At 70.9% G+C, this 19,616-nt stretch carries 20 protein-coding genes and 1 pseudogene; 16 read left to right on the top strand and 5 right to left on the bottom strand.

Translation table 11 applies throughout. The features are described 5' to 3' along the window. Positions 1-66: 66 nt before the first annotated feature. The 8 genes and pseudogenes from SGFS_RS51235 to SGFS_RS03040 all read left to right on the top strand — a co-directional run. A pseudogene (locus SGFS_RS51235) lies at positions 67-240 on the top strand (enoyl-CoA hydratase-related protein); the annotation flags it as partial. 56 nt (positions 241-296) lie between these two features. After that, positions 297-440, top strand: coding sequence for a hypothetical protein (locus SGFS_RS03070; RefSeq protein WP_286247399.1), 144 nt, complete (start codon positions 297-299; stop codon positions 438-440). 191 nt (positions 441-631) lie between these two features. Next, entirely contained in the window at positions 632-1,618 is a 987-nt protein-coding gene (gene paaA / locus SGFS_RS03065) for a 1,2-phenylacetyl-CoA epoxidase subunit PaaA (protein WP_286247397.1), read from the top strand. After that, complete coding sequence (gene paaB, locus SGFS_RS03060) at positions 1,615-1,908, top strand: 1,2-phenylacetyl-CoA epoxidase subunit PaaB (RefSeq protein WP_062698261.1); 294 nt, start codon at positions 1,615-1,617, stop codon at positions 1,906-1,908. Before paaA ends, paaB begins: the two co-directional genes overlap by 4 nt. Before the next feature lie 10 nt (positions 1,909-1,918). Continuing rightward, positions 1,919-2,746: a 1,2-phenylacetyl-CoA epoxidase subunit PaaC gene (gene paaC / locus SGFS_RS03055; protein WP_286247390.1), complete on the top strand. Its 828-nt coding sequence runs from the start codon at positions 1,919-1,921 to the stop codon at positions 2,744-2,746. Next, positions 2,740-3,261, top strand: a complete 522-nt coding sequence (paaD, locus tag SGFS_RS03050; RefSeq protein ID WP_286247389.1) for a 1,2-phenylacetyl-CoA epoxidase subunit PaaD — start codon at positions 2,740-2,742, stop codon at positions 3,259-3,261. The genes paaC and paaD overlap by 7 nt, the downstream gene beginning before the upstream one ends. After that, positions 3,261-4,373, top strand: a complete 1,113-nt coding sequence (gene paaE, locus SGFS_RS03045) for a 1,2-phenylacetyl-CoA epoxidase subunit PaaE (protein WP_286247388.1) — start codon at positions 3,261-3,263, stop codon at positions 4,371-4,373. Before paaD ends, paaE begins: the two co-directional genes overlap by 1 nt. Positions 4,374-4,381: 8 nt before the next feature. Next, complete coding sequence (locus tag SGFS_RS03040; protein ID WP_286247387.1) at positions 4,382-5,149, top strand: enoyl-CoA hydratase/isomerase family protein; 768 nt, start codon at positions 4,382-4,384, stop codon at positions 5,147-5,149. Between the two features lie 552 nt (positions 5,150-5,701). On the opposite strand, the gene SGFS_RS03035 is transcribed toward SGFS_RS03040, so the two are convergent. After that, positions 5,702-6,514 carry a cupin-like domain-containing protein gene (locus tag SGFS_RS03035; RefSeq protein ID WP_286247386.1) on the bottom strand — a complete coding sequence of 271 codons (813 nt, stop codon included), beginning with the start codon at positions 6,512-6,514 and terminating at the stop codon, positions 5,702-5,704. A gap of 663 nt (positions 6,515-7,177) precedes the next feature. On the opposite strand from SGFS_RS03035, the gene SGFS_RS03030 reads away from it, so the two are divergent. From SGFS_RS03030 to SGFS_RS03015, 4 genes are all read left to right on the top strand, one after another. Continuing rightward, positions 7,178-7,882 (top strand): hypothetical protein, encoded by a 705-nt coding sequence (locus SGFS_RS03030; RefSeq protein ID WP_286247385.1) that lies wholly within the window; start codon positions 7,178-7,180, stop codon positions 7,880-7,882. Continuing rightward, entirely contained in the window at positions 7,879-9,219 is a 1,341-nt protein-coding gene (locus SGFS_RS03025; RefSeq protein WP_286247384.1) for an FAD-dependent oxidoreductase, read from the top strand. Before SGFS_RS03030 ends, SGFS_RS03025 begins: the two co-directional genes overlap by 4 nt. Before the next feature lie 68 nt (positions 9,220-9,287). After that, positions 9,288-10,490 carry a beta-ketoacyl-[acyl-carrier-protein] synthase family protein gene (locus SGFS_RS03020; protein WP_286247383.1) on the top strand — a complete coding sequence of 401 codons (1,203 nt, stop codon included), beginning with the start codon at positions 9,288-9,290 and terminating at the stop codon, positions 10,488-10,490. 571 nt (positions 10,491-11,061) lie between these two features. Further along, complete coding sequence (locus tag SGFS_RS03015) at positions 11,062-11,340, top strand: hypothetical protein (RefSeq protein WP_286247382.1); 279 nt, start codon at positions 11,062-11,064, stop codon at positions 11,338-11,340. Positions 11,341-11,468: 128 nt separating this feature from the next. Here SGFS_RS03015 and SGFS_RS03010 read toward each other — a convergent pair whose 3' ends face one another. The 3 genes from SGFS_RS03010 to SGFS_RS03000 are packed head-to-tail and all read right to left on the bottom strand — an operon-like array spanning position 11,469 to position 14,181. After that, entirely contained in the window at positions 11,469-12,512 is a 1,044-nt protein-coding gene (locus SGFS_RS03010) for an acyl-CoA dehydrogenase family protein (RefSeq protein ID WP_286247380.1), read from the bottom strand. Positions 12,513-12,568: 56 nt separating this feature from the next. Continuing rightward, on the bottom strand, positions 12,569-12,700 hold the full coding sequence (locus SGFS_RS03005; protein ID WP_286247378.1) for a hypothetical protein: 132 nt from the start codon (positions 12,698-12,700) through the stop codon (positions 12,569-12,571). Then, complete coding sequence (locus SGFS_RS03000; protein ID WP_286247377.1) at positions 12,697-14,181, bottom strand: MFS transporter; 1,485 nt, start codon at positions 14,179-14,181, stop codon at positions 12,697-12,699. The genes SGFS_RS03005 and SGFS_RS03000 overlap by 4 nt, the downstream gene beginning before the upstream one ends. Positions 14,182-14,387: 206 nt before the next feature. Between SGFS_RS03000 and SGFS_RS02995 the strand changes: the two genes are divergently transcribed. The 3 genes from SGFS_RS02995 (at position 14,388) to SGFS_RS02985 (ending at position 16,889) form a co-directional block, all read left to right on the top strand. Further along, positions 14,388-14,894, top strand: coding sequence for a MarR family winged helix-turn-helix transcriptional regulator (locus SGFS_RS02995; protein WP_286247376.1), 507 nt, complete (start codon positions 14,388-14,390; stop codon positions 14,892-14,894). Positions 14,895-15,031: 137 nt separating this feature from the next. Then, the gene (locus SGFS_RS02990) at positions 15,032-15,733 is read left to right on the top strand and encodes a response regulator transcription factor (RefSeq protein ID WP_286247375.1); all 702 of its coding nucleotides are present in this window, start codon (positions 15,032-15,034) and stop codon (positions 15,731-15,733) included. A gap of 268 nt (positions 15,734-16,001) precedes the next feature. Further along, entirely contained in the window at positions 16,002-16,889 is an 888-nt protein-coding gene (locus tag SGFS_RS02985; protein WP_286247374.1) for a glycoside hydrolase family 19 protein, read from the top strand. 107 nt (positions 16,890-16,996) lie between these two features. Here SGFS_RS02985 and SGFS_RS02980 read toward each other — a convergent pair whose 3' ends face one another. Continuing rightward, on the bottom strand, positions 16,997-18,403 hold the full coding sequence (locus SGFS_RS02980) for an RICIN domain-containing protein (protein WP_434026075.1): 1,407 nt from the start codon (positions 18,401-18,403) through the stop codon (positions 16,997-16,999). 199 nt (positions 18,404-18,602) lie between these two features. On the opposite strand from SGFS_RS02980, the gene SGFS_RS02975 reads away from it, so the two are divergent. Next, on the top strand, positions 18,603-19,565 hold the full coding sequence (locus SGFS_RS02975) for a peptidoglycan-binding domain-containing protein (protein WP_286247373.1): 963 nt from the start codon (positions 18,603-18,605) through the stop codon (positions 19,563-19,565). Positions 19,566-19,616: the final 51 nt, after the last annotated feature.

Genomic DNA, 19,616 nt, shown 5'->3' with positions numbered 1-19,616 from the left:
CGCCTTCGCCATCGTGCGAGACGAGCACAACCCGCTGGTCGGAGGAACCGCACGCGCTGCGGCAGCCTGTGCTGGCGGCCGTCGAGGGCGCCTGCGGTCGGCGCGGGGCTGGGGCTCGCGCTCTGTGCCGACCTGCGGGTCGCGGGAGCCGGCGCCCGGTTCTCGACCGCGTTCACCGGGCTCGGCCTGGCCGCCGACAGCGGTCTGAGCGGGGCTCTGGCCCAGGCGGTCGGTGGGTCACGAGTCGCCGCCCTGATGCTCCTCGGCGACCGCTTCGACGCCGAAGCGGCGCAGCAGTGGGCCTCGTCCACAGCGTCGCGCCGGACGGCGGTGCCGCCGCGGAGGGCCTGGCCCTCGCCAAGCGACTCGCCGCCGGTCCCACCGCCGCGTACGCCGAGGTCAAGGCGCTGCTGCGGACCGACGGGGCGGCCTGCCTGTAGTGCTGGAACGCGAGGCGGCGGCCTAGGAGCGGCTGGGCGGGACCGAGGACCACCGAGCGGTCGTACGGGCCTTCCTCGACGGCCGGCAGCCGTCCTTCACCGGACACTGAACCGGCTACCGAACTTGCCAGAACACGAAGAACTCAGCATGATATCTGCCGAACGAACGGTCGGTCGGGAAGGTGGGGCACATGGCCGCGACACACGTCGACGCGTCGGCGGCGGGTTGCGCAGGGTCGGAGTTGCAGGAGCACTTCGAGGCGACGATCGCGCGGGACCAGCGGATCGAGCCGCGCGACTGGATGCCGGACGGCTACCGCAAGACGTTGATCCGGCAGATCGCGCAGCACGCGCACTCGGAGATCATCGGCATGCAGCCGGAGGGCGAGTGGATCACCAAGGCGCCTTCGCTGCGCCGCAAGGCGATCCTCTTCGCCAAGGTCCAGGACGAGGCCGGTCACGGGCTGTACCTGTACTCGGCCGCCGAGACCCTCGGCGCCGACCGCGCGGACCTCACCGAGCGGCTGATCGAGGGCCGCCAGAAGTACTCGTCGATCTTCAACTACCCGACGCCGAGCTTCGCCGACGTCGGCGTGATCGGCTGGTTCGTGGACGGCGCCGCGATCTGCAACCAGGTGCCGCTGTGCAGGTCGTCCTACGGGCCGTACGCGCGGGCGATGGTGCGGATCTGCAAGGAGGAATCCTTCCATCAGCGGCAGGGCTTCGAGCTGCTGATGACGATGATGCGCGGCACCGACGAGCAGCGGGCGATGGTCCAGGACGCGGTGGACCGCTGGTGGTGGCCGTCGCTGATGATGTTCGGCCCGCCCGACGACGCCTCGCCCAACTCGGCGCAGTCCATGGCCTGGAAGATCAAGCGGCACAGCAACGACGAACTGCGCCAGCGTTTCGTCGACATGACCGTCCCACAGGCCGAGAAGCTCGGCGTCACCCTGCCCGACCCGGACCTGCGCTGGAACGAACAGCGCGGCCACCACGACTTCGGCACCCCCGACTGGGACGAACTGAAGCGCGTGATCACCGGTGACGGGCCCCGCAACGCCGGGCGTGTCGCCCGGCGCCGGGCCGCACACGAGGAGGGCGCCTGGGTCAGGGAGGCGGCCACCGTCCACGCCGCCAAGCAGGCGGCCCGTAAGGAGAAGGGAGCGGTGGCATGACCGCCGAGAAGCAGGACTGGCCGCTGTACGAGGTGTTCGTGCGCGGCAAGCGCGGGCTCAACCATGTCCACGTGGGCTCGCTGCACGCCGCCGACGACCGGATGGCGCTCACCCACGCCCGTGACCTGTACACCCGCCGCAACGAGGGCGTCTCGATCTGGGTGGTGCGCAGCGAGCACATCGCGGCCTCCACCCGTGACGAGAAGGACCCCTTCTTCGCGCCCAGCGCCGACAAGGTGTACCGCCACCCGACCTTCTACGACATCCCCGACGATGTCCCGCACATCTGAGGAGCAGGGCATGAGTGACGACCACGTCTACCTGACCCTCGCCGAGGGACATGAGGACGACACACGCTGGGCCTACGGCACCGGCTTCGAGGACCCACTGCACGGAGTGGACGGCGCGGTGCCCAACGGCATCGACGCCGGCGAACTGGCCGCTGTCTGCGTCGCGTTGGCCGACGACGCCCTCGTCCTGGCGCAACGCCTGGCCGAGTGGACCACCCGAGCCCCGGAGCTGGAGGAGGAGGTGGCCCTGGCGAACATCGGACTCGACCTGCTCGGCCAGGCCCGCCTGCTGTACTCCCGCGCCGGCCAGGTCGACGGCACCGGATGCGACGAGGACGCCTACGCCTACTTCCGCGACGCCGACGACTTCCGCAACGTACGCCTCGCCGAACTCCCCAATGGCGACTTCGCGTTCTCCGTCGCACGCCTGCTGGTGCTCTCCGCATGGAGGCTCGCTCACTTCGAGCGGCTCGCCGCCTCCGACGACCCGGTGCTCGCCGCGATCGCCGCCAAGGGCGTCAAGGAGCTTGCGTATCACCGGCAGTACGCCGCCGAGTGGGTCGTCCGCCTCGGCGACGGCACCGCCGAGTCCCATCGCCGGATGCGGGACGCGTGGGACCAGGTCGCGCCGTACCTGGACGAGCTGTTCACCGCGTACGACGTCCGGGACGAGGTCGGGGCGGTACTGAAGCAGGTCACGGAGGCGGCCGGAGTGCCCCTGCCGGTGTACCGGCCGCTGCCCGGCGCCGGCCGCGACGGCGAGCACACCGAGCACCTCGCTCCCCTGCTGACCGAGCTGCAGAGCGTGGCCCGCGCCCACCCGGAGGCGACATGGTGACCGTACTGACGGACGTGCGCCGCGCCCGGCACATCGCCGAGCGCGTGCCGGACCCCGAACTGCCCATGCTCACCCTGGCCGACCTCGGCGTGCTGCGGGACGTCGAGGTCGGTGAGGACGGGACGGTCGTCGTCAGCCTCACCCCGACCTACTCCGGCTGCCCGGCCATGGCCGAGATGCGCGCCGAAGTGGCCGCGCGCCTCACCACCGCCGGATACGAGCACGTCCGGGTGCGCACGGTTCTCGATCCGCCCTGGACCACGGACTGGATCACGCCGAACGGTCGCCGCACACTCGCCGAGCACGGCATCGCCCCTCCCGGACCGGCGCCGCGACCCACGCCCGGCCCGGTGCCGCTGACGCTGACGCTGTACCCCACCCGCACGGCGGTGCCGTGCCCCTTGTGCGGTTCGGCCGACACGGAGGAGACCTCCCGCTTCGGTGCCACCTCCTGCAAGGCGCTGTGGCGCTGCCGCGCCTGCCGCGAACCCTTCGAGTACGTCAAGGAGATCTGATGGAGGATCTGCAGCCATCCGGCACCGCCGGCTCCACGCTCGTGCGGCGGCGCCGCCCGGCCTTCCACCACCTGCGCGTGGCCGCCGTGCAGCGGCTGTGCGAGGACGCGGTCGCCCTCGGCTTCGACATCCCCGCCGACCTGGCCGAGGAGTTCGACTTCACCCCGGGCCAGTCGCTCACCCTGCGCCGCGAGGTCGACGGGCGGGACGAGCGGCGTTCCTACTCGATCTGCTCCCCGGTGGGCGCACGGCCGCGCATCGGGGTGCGCGAAGTCTCCGGCGGCCTGTTCTCCTCCTGGCTGGTCCACGACGTACGGCCCGGCGACACCCTGGAGGTGATGCCTCCGACGGGCGCCTTCACCCCCGACCTCACCGCACCAGGGCACCACGTCCTCATCGCCGCGGGGTCCGGCATCACCCCCATGCTGTCCATCGCCGAGTCGGTCCTCGCCGCCGACGACCGCTCGCGGGTCACCCTGTTCTACGGCAACCGCCGCACCCACTCGGTCATGTTCGCCGACGAACTCGCCGACCTGAAGGATCTCCACCCGGCCCGCTTCCAGCTTGCCCACGTCCTCTCCCGCGAGCCCCGCGAGGCCGAAGTGCTCTCCGGCCGCCTGGACGCCGAGCGCCTGTCCGCGCTCATCGACGCGCTGGTCGATGTCACCACCGCGGACCACTGGTGGCTGTGCGGACCCCACGGCATGGTCCGCGACGCCCAACAGGTCCTGGCCGACCTGGGGGTACCCGAGGACTCTGTCCACCGGGAACTGTTCTTCGCGGACGACGCGCCGGTGCGGGAGGCGCGGCACGAGGATGCCGTCGCCGAGGGCCCGGTCAGCCAGGTCACCATCACCCTTGACGGCCGGTCCACCACCGCCGCGCTGCCCCGCGCGGCCACGGTGCTGGACGGCGCCCAGAAGATGCGCCCCGACCTGCCCTTCGCCTGCAAGGGCGGCGTGTGCGGCACCTGCCGCGCCCTCGTCACCGACGGCGAGGCCGACATGCGCCGCAACTTCGCCCTCGAAGCCGCCGAGGTCGACGCCGGCTATGTGCTGACCTGCCAGACCTTCCCCGTCTCCGAGACGCTGACCGTCGACTTCGACAGCTGAGGAAGCCCATGTCCGTGCATCTGGAAGTCGCCGAAGGCGTCGGCACGATCCGCCTCGACCGCCCCCCGATGAACGCCCTCGACATCGCCACCCAGGACCGGCTCCGCGAGCTGGCCGCAGAGGTGACGGACCGCGACGACATCCGGGCGGTGATCGTGTACGGCGGCGAGAAGGTGTTCGCGGCCGGCGCGGACATCAAGGAGATGGAGCTCCTCGACCACGCGGAGATGGTCAGGCGCTCGCGCCCGCTCCAGGAAGCGTTCACCGGCATCGCCCGCATCCCGAAGCCGGTGGTCGCCGCCGTCACCGGTTACGCGCTCGGCGGCGGATGCGAGCTGGCCCTGTGCGCCGACTACCGGATCGCCGCGGACGACGCCAGGCTCGGCCAGCCCGAGATCCTGCTCGGTCTGATCCCCGGCGCGGGCGGCACCCAGCGCCTGTCCCGGCTCGTGGGCCCCTCCAAGGCCAAGGACCTCGTCTTCACCGGCCGGATGGTCAAGGCTGACGAGGCCCTTCGGATCGGCCTGGTCGACCTCGTGGTTCCCGCCGCCGAGGTGTACGAGAGGGCACACGCCTGGGCCGCACAGCTGGCCAAGGGCCCCGCGCTCGCCCTGCGGGCCGCCAAGGAGTCGATCGACCAGGGCCGGGAGACCGACATCGACACCGGTCTCACCATCGAACGGAACTGGTTCGCGGGCCTGTTCGCGACCGAGGACCGCGAGCGGGGGATGCGCAGCTTCGCCGAGGAGGGTCCTGGCAGGGCGACGTTTCTGTGAGGGCTCCCGGACGGCGTTGGGCCGGGGCTCCGTCGAGAAGGTCCGCGGCGTTGCCTCCAGCCACAACGAGCCAGGGCGATCGGGACGGATCCGCCATCCGGCCCGGAAGCATGCCGGCAGGAACCCCGCCGCCGTGTTCTTCGTCGTGTGCGACGCGGGATTCCGTGGGCTTGGTGTACCAGTCCTGGACCCGCTGCCCGAGGTCGGCCGGGCGTCTGCGCAACCGGCCACCACCGTCGCCGATCTGGGCCAGGACGCCTGCCCCGGAGAGATCGGCGAGACCGGGGAAGCCGGTGATCACCTCGCATTCGGGGTGCGTCGAACTCGTGGCCCACCGTCGACCGGCCGCCACAGCCAGGAATGCGCCTGGGCACCGAGACCCTCAGCAATCCCCGCGTTCCGAAGGAGGAAACGGGCGTAAGCGACCGGACGCCTCTGGAGCCGGGGGAGTGGTCGCGGAGGCTGCGCTGAGACGGCGGTCGACCTGTCGGGCATGGCGGAACACTCCGGTTGCCTACTGAGCGGCCGAAAGACTTCTCGCCCCGCCTCGCCTCACCGAGCCGGATGACAGGTGCAGCCCTCGGAGCCGAGCAACCGGGCGCGATGCAGCATTTCGCGCAGCTGAACCTGGGCCCAGACACGCGCGACATGGGCCCGGGAGCCGTAGAAACCGCTGAGGAGGATGCCCGCGCTGAGATTCACCACCTCGTGCCACCAGCGGGCAGGCACGTGGAGCACGTCGCCCGGTTCCAGGTCCACGACGAAGAGATGCCCGTCGGCCACCGCCCGCCCGCCGACGGCCAGTTCCTCGATGCCCACGCGGGACAGCCGCGCCCAGGCGTCGTACTTGGCGGACAGTGCTCCGGCTCGTTCGACGGTGCCGGGCCGGGCCAGGAGGAAGCGTTTGGTGCCGGTGATCTGGACGGCGCAGTTGTCCAGTAGATCCTGGTGGAGTCCGGTGCGGGCCCCGGCGGGCCCGATCCACGCGCTCCGGGAGGCGACGCCGCCACCGGACAGGAAGGGCAGCTCTCCCAGCTCGGTACGCAACTCGGGGAACGCCTTGAGCAGGTCGAACTCCTTGAGGTAGAGGGGTTCGCCGTTCGCCGCAGGGGGTTCGGACAACTGGTGCAGGTACGTTCCCAGGTCCGAGTGGATGAACTCCGTGCGGGTGGTCTCCCGGTTGCCCCGAACGAGCCGTACCGGCAGGGCCGGGCCGAGGGTGGCGATGCGGGGGAAGGCCCAGGAGCCGACGGCCGGCCAGTCGGCGGCGAGTCCACGGAAGACGGCGGGGGTCCGGCGGCGCAGATGTGCGGCCGGGTCGCCTTCCGCGGGCGGCAGCGGTTGGAAGTTCACGTGGTACGTCATCGGGCTCGCCGTTCTCCGCTCGTGCATCCGGTGAGGTAGGAGGCCAGTTCCTCGCGGGCGCGTTCGCTGTCCGGGCCCCCGGCGGGGCGTTCGAGGACGTGATCTGGGTGATCTGGGCGGACTTGCGGGTGAAGCCGTCCATGCCGTGGCCGGGCATTCGGAAGGAGGTCACGGCTGAGGCCATCGGATTGACGACCAGTGAGGTGCGTACGTCCGGCAGTGTGGATCGCTCCAGGCCGCCAGGCCGCCAGGTCGCCAGGCCGCTCCGGCGGGCGGGCCCTCGTGGCCGCGGCCCCGGCTCCCACGTACTGGTGCGGGAACCACTCCTTGGCGCCCGCCGGATGGCGGTTCAGGGCTTTCTCCACGACGGGTTCCGGTCCATGAGCACTCGTATGTCGGACGTGGGTCCAGCGGTCATGCGAATTCCCGGGGCGGTGAGGGTGTGGAACGCTCGGACCATACCCGAAATTCACGGCCCTGTGAAAGAAGGTAACGGTCGTCACATTCAGCTCGCAGTCTCGGTGAATGAAGGTTTTCCAAGGTGAATCCGGCATGAACAACTGGTGCACGGAATCCAATGACATGCCTTTACCCCTTCCCCGAACGATCGGTCGGCGGTGATGATTCCGTCAACCGAAGAGACAAGCCGTCGGAGAATGTGCCATGCCCTTTGAAACTCGCTTCCTGGAGCCGAAAGACGTCGAGGCTCTGCTGGCGCTGGAACGGACGAAGTGGGATCGCCATCAGGCAGCCACAGGTGCCGATCTGGAGGCTCGCATACGGATGTATCCGCAGCTCAGCATTGGTGTGTTCGATTCGTCCAGCGGCGTGGCACTGGCCTCGCTCTTCATGAAGCCGATCAGCGGAGACCGGGTGTGCTCGGCGGCCGACTGGGCCGACTGTGCACGCGTGGAGGAGCTGTCCGAAGACACCGTTCATTCATTGTTCGGAATCAGTTTGACCAGTGTGGACGCCGACTCGGTGACAGCAATTTTCGAGTTCTTCTGGCCCTATGCACTGAATCAGGGATGGCGGGACATATATCTCGGCTCGCCCATGCCGGGATTCCGGGCGTGGAAGCAAGCGAATCCGAGCTCCACGGCCGAGGTGTACATGCGCGAAAGGCGGCATGGCCTGCCCCGGGATCCACAGCTTCGCTACTACTACAACAAGGGTTTCAAAGAGATCGTCGCCTGCAAGCCCGGTTATTTTCCGCACCCTGCGTCACTCGACTACGGCGCGGTGATTCGCGGACGCGTCCCCCTGTCCGGCGGTGCGCTCCTGTGGCGTCATGTGCCTCTTCCGTGGCTGCAGCGGCTGCGCCACCTCCTCTTCCGTCTCGTGCGCACGTCACGGGCCTCGTCATGAACACGGGCCGCACCGTCGTCATCGGGGCCGGGATGGCCGGGCTGCTGACGGCCGGCGCGCTCGCGAAGGCCGGGCGGACCGTGATCGTTCTCGAACAGGATCTCGGGGAAAGCGGCGAGGCACCCGCCCCACGCCCCGGCGTGCCCCAGGGACGCCAGCCGCATGTGCTGCTGCACCGCGGGCTGTGCGCCATCGAGGAGTTGCTGCCCGGCCTGCGGGCGCAGCTGGTCGCGGCCGGCGGCGTGCCGCTGGACACGGGCGACCTGGCATGGCTCGGCGAGCGGGGTTGGGCCCCGTTCGGTACACCCGCCTTCGAACTGGTCTCGGCGACCCGGCCCTTGGTGGAACACGTGGTCAGGGAGCGGGTCACCGCTCTTCCCGGCGTGAGTCTGCTGACCGGCGCCCGCGTGCGCGGCCTGGCCCGCTCGCCCTCCGGGAGCGGCTGGCTGGTCGAGCGCGCCGACGGTCCGGCTGTGAGCACGGACCTCGTGGTGGACGCATCCGGACGCAGCTCCCGACTCCCTCGCTGGCTGGCTCTCCTGGGCTGCGGCGAGGTGTCCACCTCGGCGGTCGACGCGCGGTTCGGCTATGCCGGGCGCGTCTACCACGCGCCCCCCGATGTGCTCGGCCGGGCAGCGGGCATAGTCGTACTGCCCACGCGTGAGCTGCCTGCGGGCGGTGTGGCCCTGCCGGTGGAAGGGGGTCGCTGGCTGGTGGCGGCGGTGGGTGCCGGCGAGCACAGGCCGCCCCGGGATCCGGAGGAGTTCGCCGGGTTCCTGAGCCGGCTGCGTGATCCCGCGCTCGCGGACTTCACCGCCAGAGCCCGTCCCCTGACCGAACCCGCCGTGCACCGGCGCACCGGCAACATGCGCCATCACTACGAGCGCCTGCCGCACTGGCCCGCCGGGTTGCTGGTGACGGGCGACAGCCTGTGCGCGTTCAACCCGGTTTACGGGCAGGGCATCACCGTGGCCGCCCAACAGGCGCTGCTGCTGCGGGATGCGCTGGCCGAGGGGACCGGGCCCGGCTGGGAGCGTCGCCTGCTGCGGCGGTTCGCCCGCGCCGCGGATCTCCCCTGGGAGATCGCCACGGGCGAGGACCTGGGCCATCGCGAACGCGACCGCCGCCCCCGTGGGCTGGCGGGGCTGTTCGGCCGCTGGTCCGGAGAGGTGGACCGGCTCGCTGCCCACGGCGACGTCCGGGCCCAGCGGGCGCTGGACCGTGTGTACCACCTGATGGCCGCGCCGAGTTGTCTGTTCGATCCCCGTGTGGTCGCCGCGGTGGTGCGCGGCCGCCTGATGGGCCTGCCGGCGCCCACACCACGTCCACCGCTCTGAGCGGTACTGCATCACCCCGACCCGCCCCGGCGACCCGATCCACCGCACACCCCAAGGAGAACCGTCGGATGAACATCGCCGTGACCGGGCTCGGTGCCACCACGCCCTTGGGCGGGGACGTACCGAGCACCTGGGCCGCCCTTCTGGCCGGTGAGTCGGGGGTCGCCCGGATCGAGGAGGAGTGGGCCGAGCAACTGCCGGTGCGGATCGCGGCCCGGCTGCGGGTCGAGCCGACCGCCGTACTCGATCGGGTTCAGGCGCGCAGGCTGGACCGGTGCGAGCAGGTCGCGCTGGTCGCGGCCCGGGAGGCCTGGGCGCACGCGGGCCGGCCCGAGGTCGATCCCTGCCGACTGGCGGTGGTGATCGGCACCGGCACCGGTGGTGTGCTGACCCTGCTCGGTCAGGACGACGTCCTGGAGCGCTCCGGAGCCCGGCGGGTCTCCCCACGGGCCGTGACCATGCTGATGGCCAACGGCCCGGCAGCCGCCGTCAGCCTGGAGCTGGGGGCGAGGGGCGGTGCCCACACACCGGTGAGTGCCTGTGCGTCCGGTGCGGAGGCGGTCGCCCAGGCCATGGACCTGATCCGGCTCGGCCGCGCCGACATCGTGGTGGCGGGCGGCGCCGAGGCCTGTCTGCATCCCCTGCCGCTCGCCGGATTCGCGCAGGCGACGGCGCACTCCACCCGCAACGACGCTCCCCAGCTGGCGTCCCGGCCCTTCGACCGGGACCGGGACGGCTTCGTGATCGGCGAGGGTTCCGCCGTGCTGGTCCTGGAGCGGGCCGAGTTCGCCGCCGCCCGCGGGGCCCGGGTGCACGCCCGGCTGACCGGGTCCGGCATCACCTCCGACGCCCACCACCTGACGGCGGGACATCCCGACGGCCAGAGCCGTGCCATACGCCTCGCGCTCGCCGACGCCGGACTCGCAGCCGGGGACGTCGGCCTCGTCCTGGCCCACGCCACCTCCACACCCCACGGCGATCTCACCGAGGCACGCGCGATCGCCAGGGCGGTCGGCACCCATCCCGCCGTCACTGCGACCAAGTCCATGACCGGGCATCTGTTCGGCGCGGCCGGGGCACTCGGCGCGCTGGCGGCCGTCCTCGCGCTGCGCGACCGTGCCGTCCCACCGACCGTCAACCTCGACGCGCAGGATCCCGAAGTCGAGCTGGACATCGTGGCCGGGTACGCCCGCCGTGGCCCGGTCGGCGCCGTCCTCGTGAACGCGTTCGGCTTCGGCGGCCACAACGCCTGCCTGACGCTGACCCCTTGAGGGCTCGCCGCAGAACACACACATGACCCCTCCCGCTCACACCGGTCGTACTCCCAGGAACTTGGCAGTGTGCGCAAGGCTCGGTTTCCGTTGGGACGTCGATCGGCCCATGTGTCCGTTCCGTTATCCGAAAACATGAGGAGGCTTCCTCCCGCGTGGGAGTGAGCCAGGCGGGAATCGCCGACGGACGGGGCCGGGGGTGCCTGTCGAGTCGGCACGGGGCGGGGTGCCGGCGTTGCCGCTGGTCCGTTTCTCCGTGCTGCTCGTCGAACCCGGCGTGCGCAGCTGCGCTGCCATGGCGTCCAGTTGCGATTCGTCGAGCCGCAAGCGGCCCTGAAGGGCGGGCGAGGCCCGACGGGCACGGCCGCCCGGAGGTCCTCCTCGTTCGCGGCCGTGAGTGAGTGAGTGAGCGTGCGCCGGGCCTCCAGCCGCTCTGCCGTGCTGCGCAGCGCGGCGCCGAGATCGGAGTCCGACGCGCGTACCAGAGCGGGGAGCGCTGCCGGGTCCGGGGCTTGCCCAGGAGTTCCTGGGCAAGCCCTCGTTGTCGGTGGCGGCTGGGAGGCTGGACGGCATGGACAGCGACGATGAGCAGCTGCTGCGCGGCCGGGTCTACGGCCACGACGCGGACGACCCCCACCCCGGCCCACGGCCCGGCCGTACCTACGCCGAACTGGTCGGCGGCCCGCTGGACGGCCTGTTGTTCGACATCACCGGCTGGACGCAGGACGGGATCGACACGGGCGTCTCCCTCCAGACCGAGCTCGGACAGTTCGGCCCCGGCGGGCGGGCGCTGTACGATCCGCGCCCGGGCGACCCGGCCCGCTGGGACTGGTCCGGCGACAGCCCCTGAACACCTGCACTCGGTCGGGCGAAGACACCGCACCGGCGGAACTCCCCTGGAGTACCAAGACCTAAGGCCCTTCTGAAGGATCTCAGTGGGGAAGGAGCGGCGCCAGGGCCGCCGCCCCCCGACCGGCGTCAGTACGCGGCCGACAGCGACCTGAGGTGTGCCCGGCGCACCTCGGGCGTCTGGCCCTGCACCAGCAGGAACATCGCCTCGCGCGCGAGCCGCTGCGCCCGGTTCTCCACGTCCAGGGACCGCCCGCCCCCGGCCACGATCGCGGCCGTCGTGGCCGAGCGCATCAGGTCGAACGCCTTCGTCTTCATCGCCAGGCGCTCCTCCATGTGCTCGTGCGGCGCCGGATGATCGGCCAGCGCGTACGCCTGCCGCCGCACCTTGTCCAGGCGGTGGCGCAGCGCCTTCGTCGTCGGATCTCCTTGGTCCAGCAGCGAGAGCGCCGACTCGGCGACCCCGAACACCGCCGGTGAGGCGTTCGTGGGCTTGGGCCGGTCGCCCGCGGCCCAACTCTCGTACGGCGTGTGCAGCGCCACGGCGTCGTCGGGCACCCACAACCCGTCGAGGTGCAGCGACACGGTCCGGGCGGCCGTGAGTGCCGCGAGCCGCATCGGTACCGACGCCTTCAGCCCGGACTGCTGCCTGGCCTCGGCGAAGGCGAACAGCACCTCGTCCGCGTCCGTCACCCCGGCCAGCAGCATCACGTCGTTGAGCCCCCATCCCGTGTACCAGGGAACCGTCCCGTGGAAGCTCCAGCCGCCCCGCTTCGGCACGGCCCGCACGGGCACTTCCGGGTATCTGCGCAGATGCGCGTACGCCACCCCGGACAACAGCTCGCCCGTGGCCAGCTTCGCCAACAGCCGCTCGCGGGCGGGGAGTTCGCTCTTGGCGAGGGTCAGCACGGGTGTGTGGTGCTGGGTCTGCACGAACCACGTGGCACAGCACGCGCCGGCCAGGATCTCGGCGGTCTCCCGCGCCACCGCCCCGGGCGCGCCGGAGCCGCCGTACGCCACCGGGGCGCTCACCCCGAGCAGCCCCGACCGCTTGATCGCCTCGATGCTCTCGGCGGGCACTCCCTCCTGGTCGACGCGCTCGGCCTGGGGCGCGAGCACCTCGGCCGCGAGACGGCGCGCCTGGACGACGAGGGGGTGCGGTGACGTGGTCATGGGGAGATTCTCCCCGCACCGGGACCGGAAGATCACATCTCCCACGACCGAAAAGATCACATCATCTCCGCGTCGTCCACCCCGTCCTGCCCGAGAACGGCGCAGGGCGCGGACGACGGCCGTACCGTCCCCCGCGCCCCGGTGGCGCCCCGGTCGCGCCTCGGCCGTGCCTCGGGCGTCGCCGTCATGACTTGGTGCCGGCCTCCAGGCGCTCGGTCTGGTCCTCGCCCGAGGCCGCCGCCGCAGCGGTGGCGGACCGGCGGCGCGGGATGAAGGAGGCGAGCGTGAAGGCGAGCAGCGCTGCACCGGCGCCGATGGCCATCACGACCTTGAAGCCGTTCTCCGAGGGGAGGGCGTACCCGCCGAGGTCCACGGTCATCTGGGCCAGGACGACACCGGCGATCGCGCTGGCCACCGACGTACCGATGGACCGCATCAGCGTGTTGAGACTGTTCGCGGCACCCGTCTCGGACGGCGGCACGGCACCCATGATGAGGGCGGGCATCGCCCCGTAGGTGAAGCCGATACCGGCACCGATCACACAGGACACCAGGACGAGGTGCCAGACCTGGGACATCAGGACGATGTTGAGCCCGTAGCCGGTGGCCACGATCAGCGCGCCGATCATCAGCGTGATCTTCGGGCCCTTGGCCTTGGTGACGGCGGCGGAGACCGGGGCCAGTGCCATCATCACCAGACCGGACGGGGCCATGACCAGACCGGCGGTGAGCAGCGACTTGCCGAGGCCGTAACCGGTCTGCTCGGGCAGCTGGAGCAGTTGCGGCAGGACCAGGGACATCGCGAACATCGAGATGCCGAGCGCGATGGAGGCCAGGTTGGTGAACAGCACATGGGGCCGGGCCGTGGTGCGCAGGTCGACCAGCGGCTCGTCGGCGCGCAGCTCGTACCAGGCCCAGGCAGGCAGGACGACGATCCCGGCGGCGAACAGACCGAGGGTCGTGCCGCTCGTCCAGCCCCAGTCGGCGCCCTTGGAGATCGCGAGCAGCAGCGACACCAGACCGGCCGCGATGCCCGCACCGCCGACGAGGTCGAAGCGGCCGCCGGTGCGGACCTCGGACTCGGGCACCAGCGTGAGGACGAGTGCGAAGGCGACGGCGCCCATCGAGGCGGAGGCCCAGAACAGCGTGTGCCAGTCGAAGTTGTCGGCGATCAGCGCGGCGGCGGGCAGACCGAGGGCGGCGCCCACCCCCAGGGAGGCGCTCATCAGGGCGGTCGATCCGGCGAGCCGTTCGGCGGGCAGCTCGTCCCGCATGATGCTGATGCCCAGCGGGACGACCGCGGCCGACAGACCCTGCAGAGCCCGGCCGACGATCATCGGGACCAGTGCGTCGCTGAGCGCGCACACGATGGAGCCCGTCACCAGCATGACGATGCTGACCAGCAGCATCCGCCGCTTGCCGAACATGTCACCCAGGCGGCCGACGACCGGCGTCGCCACGGCGGCGGCGAGCAGCGTGGCGGTCACCGCCCATGCGGTGTCGGAGGCGGGCGCGTCGAGCAGCCGAGGCAGCTCCGGGACGATCGGGATGATCAGGGTCTGCATCAGCGAGACCACGATCCCGGCGAAGGCGAGCACCGCCACCACGGCGTTCGACCTCGGCGGGGCGGGAACTCCCGCTTCGGCGGGGCGGGCTGGGGCGTCGGACATGCAAAAGCCTCCGTGGCACATACCGGTGGGGATGCTTGACTCAGGCAACCGTACGCCATATTGATTGACTCAGGCAAATTAATAGATCGGCAACCGGCGGGGCATGGATCGGCGGCGATATCGGCGGCGCTGGCGGGATCGGTGACGGGCCGAGTTCGCGCCTTGGATATTGCTTAACTTAGGCAAGTTGCTGCTACGGTGGTCGCATGCCCGCACAGCCCCCTGCGGCGGTGGCCGCCGTACCCCCGAACGTGATCCAGATCGAGCGGCTGCTGACCCGCATCTCGTATCTGACCGGCCGAAGCCGCCAGCATGAGCGACTGATGGCCGAGACCGGACTGTCGGTGGACCGCGCCTCCGTGGCGATCCTGCGGCACATCGCCGAGAGCGAGCCGATACGCCCCGGAGTCCTGGCGGTCCGGCTCTCCGTGGAGGCCTCCCACGTCACACGGCAGCTGCGGCAGTTGGAGAACGCCGGCTATGTGATCCGCATCCCGGATCCGGACGACCGCCGTGCGCAGCGCATCCAGATCACCGAGGCCGGTCTGGCCGCCTTCGGCCGCATCAGGGAAGTCGGCCGACGCGGCATCGAGACGGCTCTCGACGACTGGTCGCGCGAAGACCTGCGGCGACTTGCCGATCTCTTCAATCGGCTGGTCGACGACTTCGTCGCCCACGGCGAGTCGGCCATCGACACCCGCCCCGCAGGCTGACGGGGGAGGGCCGCGTCCTTCCACGCTGTCGACCGAGGTCGACGCCCCTCGGTGCCGTCCCCTCGATCCCTCCCTCCGCCGTCGTGAGCACGACGCGCAGGCCCGACCCGATTGGCCTCGTCATGCGCAGAAGGCTCATGGAGAAGTTGGCGTCGCCGCCTGGCGGCGGGCGGTCCGTCCTGGTCGTCGCCGACGATCCCGACATCACCGAACTCCTCGCCGGCATCATGGAGTTGGCGGGCTGCCGGGTCGAGACGGCCGTCAGTGGCACCGCGGGCATGATGCGGCTGACACGTCGGCGGTTCGACCTGGTGGTCTGTGACGCCACGCCGCCCGACCTGGAGTGCTTCGTGCGGAGCCGCCGTGTCGCGCCGCCGGACCATCCGCCGGTGCTCTACCTGACGACGTGCGAGACCCTCATCGACCTCGTCCCCTTCCTTGAGCCCGGAGTCGAGGACTACGTCGTGAAGCCCGTCAGGATCGCCGAGGTTCTCGACCGGGCCCGGGCTCTGCTGCGCACCCGGAGCCCCGAGCGCCTCGACGGAACGCCCTGCTACGGCGACCTCGTCCTGGACGGCGCCGCGTACCAGGCCCGGCGCGGCTCCAGGCCACTCGGTCTCACCCCCGCCGAGTACCGGCTCCTGAGCCAGCTGCTGGAGAACGCGGAACGGGTGCTGTCGAAGGAACAGATCAGCCGACATGTCTGGGGCGACTTCCGGGCGCACGGCGCGATCGAGAAACTCGTCGCCCGCCTCAGGCGCAAGGTCGACCAAGAGGGTCCCACGCTGATCCACACCCGCCGCGGCTTCGGCTACTGGCTCGGCAGCCCCGAGAGCTGACGCACGGCGACCGGCCGGCGGCCGAGGCGCGGGTTCGGCCGCGCCTCCCCGGTGTCCGCCGCCCGAACGCCCCCCGGTGCCCTGCCGGTTGACTGGTCTACACCCTTGACTGGTACAGACCAACGCGGTTGAGTGTGCTCGACACCCCCCACCACGGCCGCCCCCACGCCGTGACCGGCTCCGCCGGCGCGTGCGCGCGGGGTCGGGTTCCGTCACGCCCTTCCTGCCCCGCCCGGGTGCGGCCGTGCTCCACGAAGGAGTTGATCCCGTGTCGAGGCGCCGTATCTCCGCCGTGCTGACCGCGCTGGTCATCGGCGGTTCCACCCCTGTGCTGCTGCCCGCCCAGAGCGCGTCCGCCGCACCCTGTTCGAGCTACGCGAGCTGGGTGGCGGGCAGGTCCTACGTCACCGGCGACATCGTGCGCTACACCGACGGCAAGGCGTACATCGCCGAGCACGACAATCCGGGGTACGACCCCACGATCAGCACCTGGTACTGGGAGCCGTACGCCTGCGACGGCGGCCCCACCAACCCTTCCGGGTTCGTCGTGAGCGAGGCGCAGTTCAACCAGATGTTCCCGAGCCGCAACTCGTTCTACACGTACAGCGGGCTGCGGGCGGCCATGAGCGCCTTCCCGGCCTTCGCGACCACCGGCAGTGACACCGTGAAGAAGCAGGAGGCGGCCGCCTTCCTCGCCAACGTCAACCACGAGACCGGCGGACTCGTCCACGTCGTCGAGCAGAACACCGCCAACTACCCCACCTACTGCGACTGGAGCAGGCCGTACGGCTGCCCGGCCGGACAGGCGGCCTACTACGGGCGCGGCCCGATCCAGCTCAGCTGGAACTTCAACTACAAGGCGGCCGGCGACGCGCTCGGCCTGAACCTGCTGGGCAATCCCTGGCTGGTGCAGAACGACGCGGCCGTCGCCTGGAAGACCGCCCTGTGGTACTGGAACACCCAGACCGGCCCCGGGACCATGACCGGCCACAACGCCATGGTCAACAGCGCGGGTTTCGGGCACACCATCCGCAGCATCAACGGCTCGCTGGAGTGCGACGGCAAGAATCCCGCGCAGGTGCAGAGCCGGGTGGACGCCTATCGGCGGTTCGCGCAGATCCTCGGGATCGCCACGGGCGCCAACCTGTATTGCTGACGCCGATGACCTGAAGCATGTGCTGTCATGCACCTGACTTGAGGTCGAAGGTCAGGGGCCCGGCGCACGGCCGGGCCCCTTGCCCTGTCGGCGGCGCGTCGCTGTCGCTACTGGCCGGGTGTGAGGACGTACGTGTTGAGGTTCCCCACGGTCGTGAGCGGCGAGGGGGAGCCCAGGTCGTAGCGGTCCACGGCGAGGTAGTTGGGCTTCTTGCGGGCGGCCGGTGTGCAGAAGTTCTGTGCGCGGTTGACGAGCTTGCCGTTGTCCGTCTCGGCCGTCCCGCCGACCGTGTAGTCGCGGAAGTGGTTCATCACGAACAGCGGACGGAAGGCGGCCGAGTCCGTGGTCAGCGGCCTGCTCGTGCCCCAGCGGCTGTAGCAGGACCAGTCGGAGCCGCCGAGCCCGCCGCCCATGGACCAGTAGTTCTCCACGGTCCACTCACGCTGGTACATCACACCGAAGGTGTCACGGGTGACGTAACCGGCCGATACGTCGCTCGCGCGCGTACGGTCACTGAAGATCAGCAGTTGCCTGCCCCGGGCGGCGAGGTCCGCCATCGTCGGCCAGCCCTTCGTTGCCACGCCCTCCTGGTCGGGCCGGTACAGCACGTCGGACAGACCGCTGACGGAGGCCAGGGACGACCTCAGTACGTCGGAGGCGACGTAGTCCTCCAGGAAGACCGTGGCGAACTCGCCCGGATGCGCCTTGAGGAAGTCGACCATGCGCTGGAGGTCGGTGGCGAGCGGAACCGGCCCGCTGACCCCGTCACAGCTGTTGTGGCACAGCACGGCCTTCCCCGACACGGCGTAGGTGTCGAGCATGAACCCCCTTACGCCGTCCGTGAGTTGCTGGCCGACGCCCCGTGACTGGTTGGGGAAGAGGCTGACGGGGAACGAGGCGAAGTTGCCGTCGACGCCGTTGGCGAAGGCGTTGTGCGAGGTGAGGAAGGTGACCTGGTCGAGGGTGCGGGTGTCGGTGGACGGCATGGCCGTGGTGGCGTAGGTGACCGGGGTGAGATACCAGCGGGCGAGGCTGCCACTGCCCCCGATCTGCACGGCCGAGGAGTCGGAGGACACGCCCGTCAGGTACTGCGAGGTTCCCGGGACGGCGATGGTGTAGGTGCTGTCCGTGGCGGCGGTGATCGTCCACGTGGTGCCGTCCGCGCCGCAGGACGCCGTCACCGCCGAGGTTCCGCTGCGCCCGAGACAGGTCCCGGACTTGTCGGTGTTCCGCAACTCGTGGCCGCCGTTGACGGCGACCGGCGTCCACTGCTGGTGGTCCTCGTTGCCCTTGGGGTTGTGCGCGGCGACCGTACCGCCGCTGTCGGCCGCGTTGAGGCCGGTGGCGAAGTTCTGCAGATACACCGCGTACGTGGGGACCGCCGCGGTGGCAGGGCCCGAGAACACGACGGGCATGCCCAGGGCGAGCGCGGCGACCGCGCAGAGGGCACGGGGACGGGTCAGGCTCACGGGATTTCCTTCCACTGCCACACACGGAGCTGTTGTCAGAGGCATGACACACCAACCTCGGGCCGCGCGCCAGTCCCGTCACGCGATGACATGGCGAGCCCGAACTCGCCCTGCGCGAGGGGAGTTTGAGATGGCCGCTTTTCGACGTTCCGCGAACATCCTGGTTCGAGATTCAAGCAAATCTTGGCGATTCTGTGCAGGAGATCTGCTTAAACTTTGAAGCCCGCTCGGAGAGAGACCACGCGTGACTGAACCGACAGGCCCTGTCTGCCCGCAATGCGGTACGCCCCGGGCGACGGACGGCACCCCGGCCTGTTCCTGCGGCCGGGACGCGTCGGACGCCCATCTCGAATCCCGCATGGTGCAGGCCGCGGCCGCCGAGGACTTCGACCCGGTACGCATACGACCCTTCGTGAAGGTCGGCGACGAGGCCGAGCGCACGGACGAGGCGGCCGACCCGGCCGACCCGCACGCGGACGAACCGGCCGAGGGCGCACAGGACTCCGAAGTCGCGGAGCGGACAAGCCCGTTGGGGGACGGCGGTGCGCCTGCGCCCCCCGTCGGGCGGCACGACACAGCGCCCTCCCTCCTCGACGAGCACCCTCCCGCCGGCAGCGCCCAGGAAGATCAGCGGCGGCGCCGCCGTATGGCGTTGGCCGCGGGAGCCGCCGCGGTTGTCCTGGTGGCGGGAGGACTGATCGTCGCGCTCTTCTCGTACCAGGCACCCTCGCGGGACGGCGCCCTGCCCGACGATGTGCGTGGGGCGCTCCCCGAGCGGACTTCCGACGATGACGCGTCCTCGGCGGCCCCGTCCGGTACGGCTTCCTCGGCGCAGCCGTCCGGGACTCCCGCCACCTCACCGGGCGCGACCCCGAGCGAGAGCCGGGCCACCCCGACCGGCACCGACAGCCCGACCAGGACCCCGTCCAACAGCGGCGCCACCGGCACGGCGGTCCCCGGGCCGACCCAGTCGGGCCCGCAGGACCCCGTCCTCGGCTTCGGCGACAAGGGGCCAGAGGTCACCGAACTCCAGCTCCGCCTGCGAGAGACCGGCTTCTACAACGGTGACATCGACGGCGACTACGACCGTGAGGTCGAGAGCGCGGTCCGCCTCTACCAGGTCACTCGGGTCGTCCTGGCGGACGAGTCGGGTGTCTACGGCAAGGTGACGCGGGCCTCGCTCGAATCCGAGACCTCAGAGCCCTGAGGCGTTGGTGCCCGGCCCGCGATGAGTATCTCGGGCAGGGCGACTGAGTAT

Origin of the sequence: Streptomyces graminofaciens, assembly GCF_030294945.1 — a bacterium.
In the GTDB taxonomy this organism is placed as follows: Bacteria; Actinomycetota; Actinomycetes; order Streptomycetales; family Streptomycetaceae; genus Streptomyces; species Streptomyces graminofaciens.
Note: the sequence above shows the minus strand (reverse complement) of the source record. Positions and strands in the feature narration are given on the sequence as shown.

Coding starts and splice junctions, on each gene's coding strand:
- paaA (WP_286247397.1), top strand. CDS start 632: ATGGCCGCGACACACGTCGACGCGTCGGCGGCGGGTTGCGCAGGGTCG.
- paaB (WP_062698261.1), top strand. CDS start 1,615: ATGACCGCCGAGAAGCAGGACTGGCCGCTGTACGAGGTGTTCGTGCGC.
- paaC (WP_286247390.1), top strand. CDS start 1,919: ATGAGTGACGACCACGTCTACCTGACCCTCGCCGAGGGACATGAGGAC.
- paaD (WP_286247389.1), top strand. CDS start 2,740: ATGGTGACCGTACTGACGGACGTGCGCCGCGCCCGGCACATCGCCGAG.
- paaE (WP_286247388.1), top strand. CDS start 3,261: ATGGAGGATCTGCAGCCATCCGGCACCGCCGGCTCCACGCTCGTGCGG.
- SGFS_RS03040 (WP_286247387.1), top strand. CDS start 4,382: ATGTCCGTGCATCTGGAAGTCGCCGAAGGCGTCGGCACGATCCGCCTC.
- SGFS_RS03035 (WP_286247386.1), bottom strand. CDS start 6,514: ATGACGTACCACGTGAACTTCCAACCGCTGCCGCCCGCGGAAGGCGAC.
- SGFS_RS03030 (WP_286247385.1), top strand. CDS start 7,178: ATGCCCTTTGAAACTCGCTTCCTGGAGCCGAAAGACGTCGAGGCTCTG.
- SGFS_RS03025 (WP_286247384.1), top strand. CDS start 7,879: ATGAACACGGGCCGCACCGTCGTCATCGGGGCCGGGATGGCCGGGCTG.
- SGFS_RS03020 (WP_286247383.1), top strand. CDS start 9,288: ATGAACATCGCCGTGACCGGGCTCGGTGCCACCACGCCCTTGGGCGGG.
- SGFS_RS03015 (WP_286247382.1), top strand. CDS start 11,062: ATGGACAGCGACGATGAGCAGCTGCTGCGCGGCCGGGTCTACGGCCAC.
- SGFS_RS03010 (WP_286247380.1), bottom strand. CDS start 12,512: ATGACCACGTCACCGCACCCCCTCGTCGTCCAGGCGCGCCGTCTCGCG.
- SGFS_RS03005 (WP_286247378.1), bottom strand. CDS start 12,700: ATGACGGCGACGCCCGAGGCACGGCCGAGGCGCGACCGGGGCGCCACC.
- SGFS_RS03000 (WP_286247377.1), bottom strand. CDS start 14,181: ATGTCCGACGCCCCAGCCCGCCCCGCCGAAGCGGGAGTTCCCGCCCCG.
- SGFS_RS02995 (WP_286247376.1), top strand. CDS start 14,388: ATGCCCGCACAGCCCCCTGCGGCGGTGGCCGCCGTACCCCCGAACGTG.
- SGFS_RS02990 (WP_286247375.1), top strand. CDS start 15,032: ATGGAGAAGTTGGCGTCGCCGCCTGGCGGCGGGCGGTCCGTCCTGGTC.
- SGFS_RS02980 (WP_434026075.1), bottom strand. CDS start 18,403: ATGCCTCTGACAACAGCTCCGTGTGTGGCAGTGGAAGGAAATCCCGTG.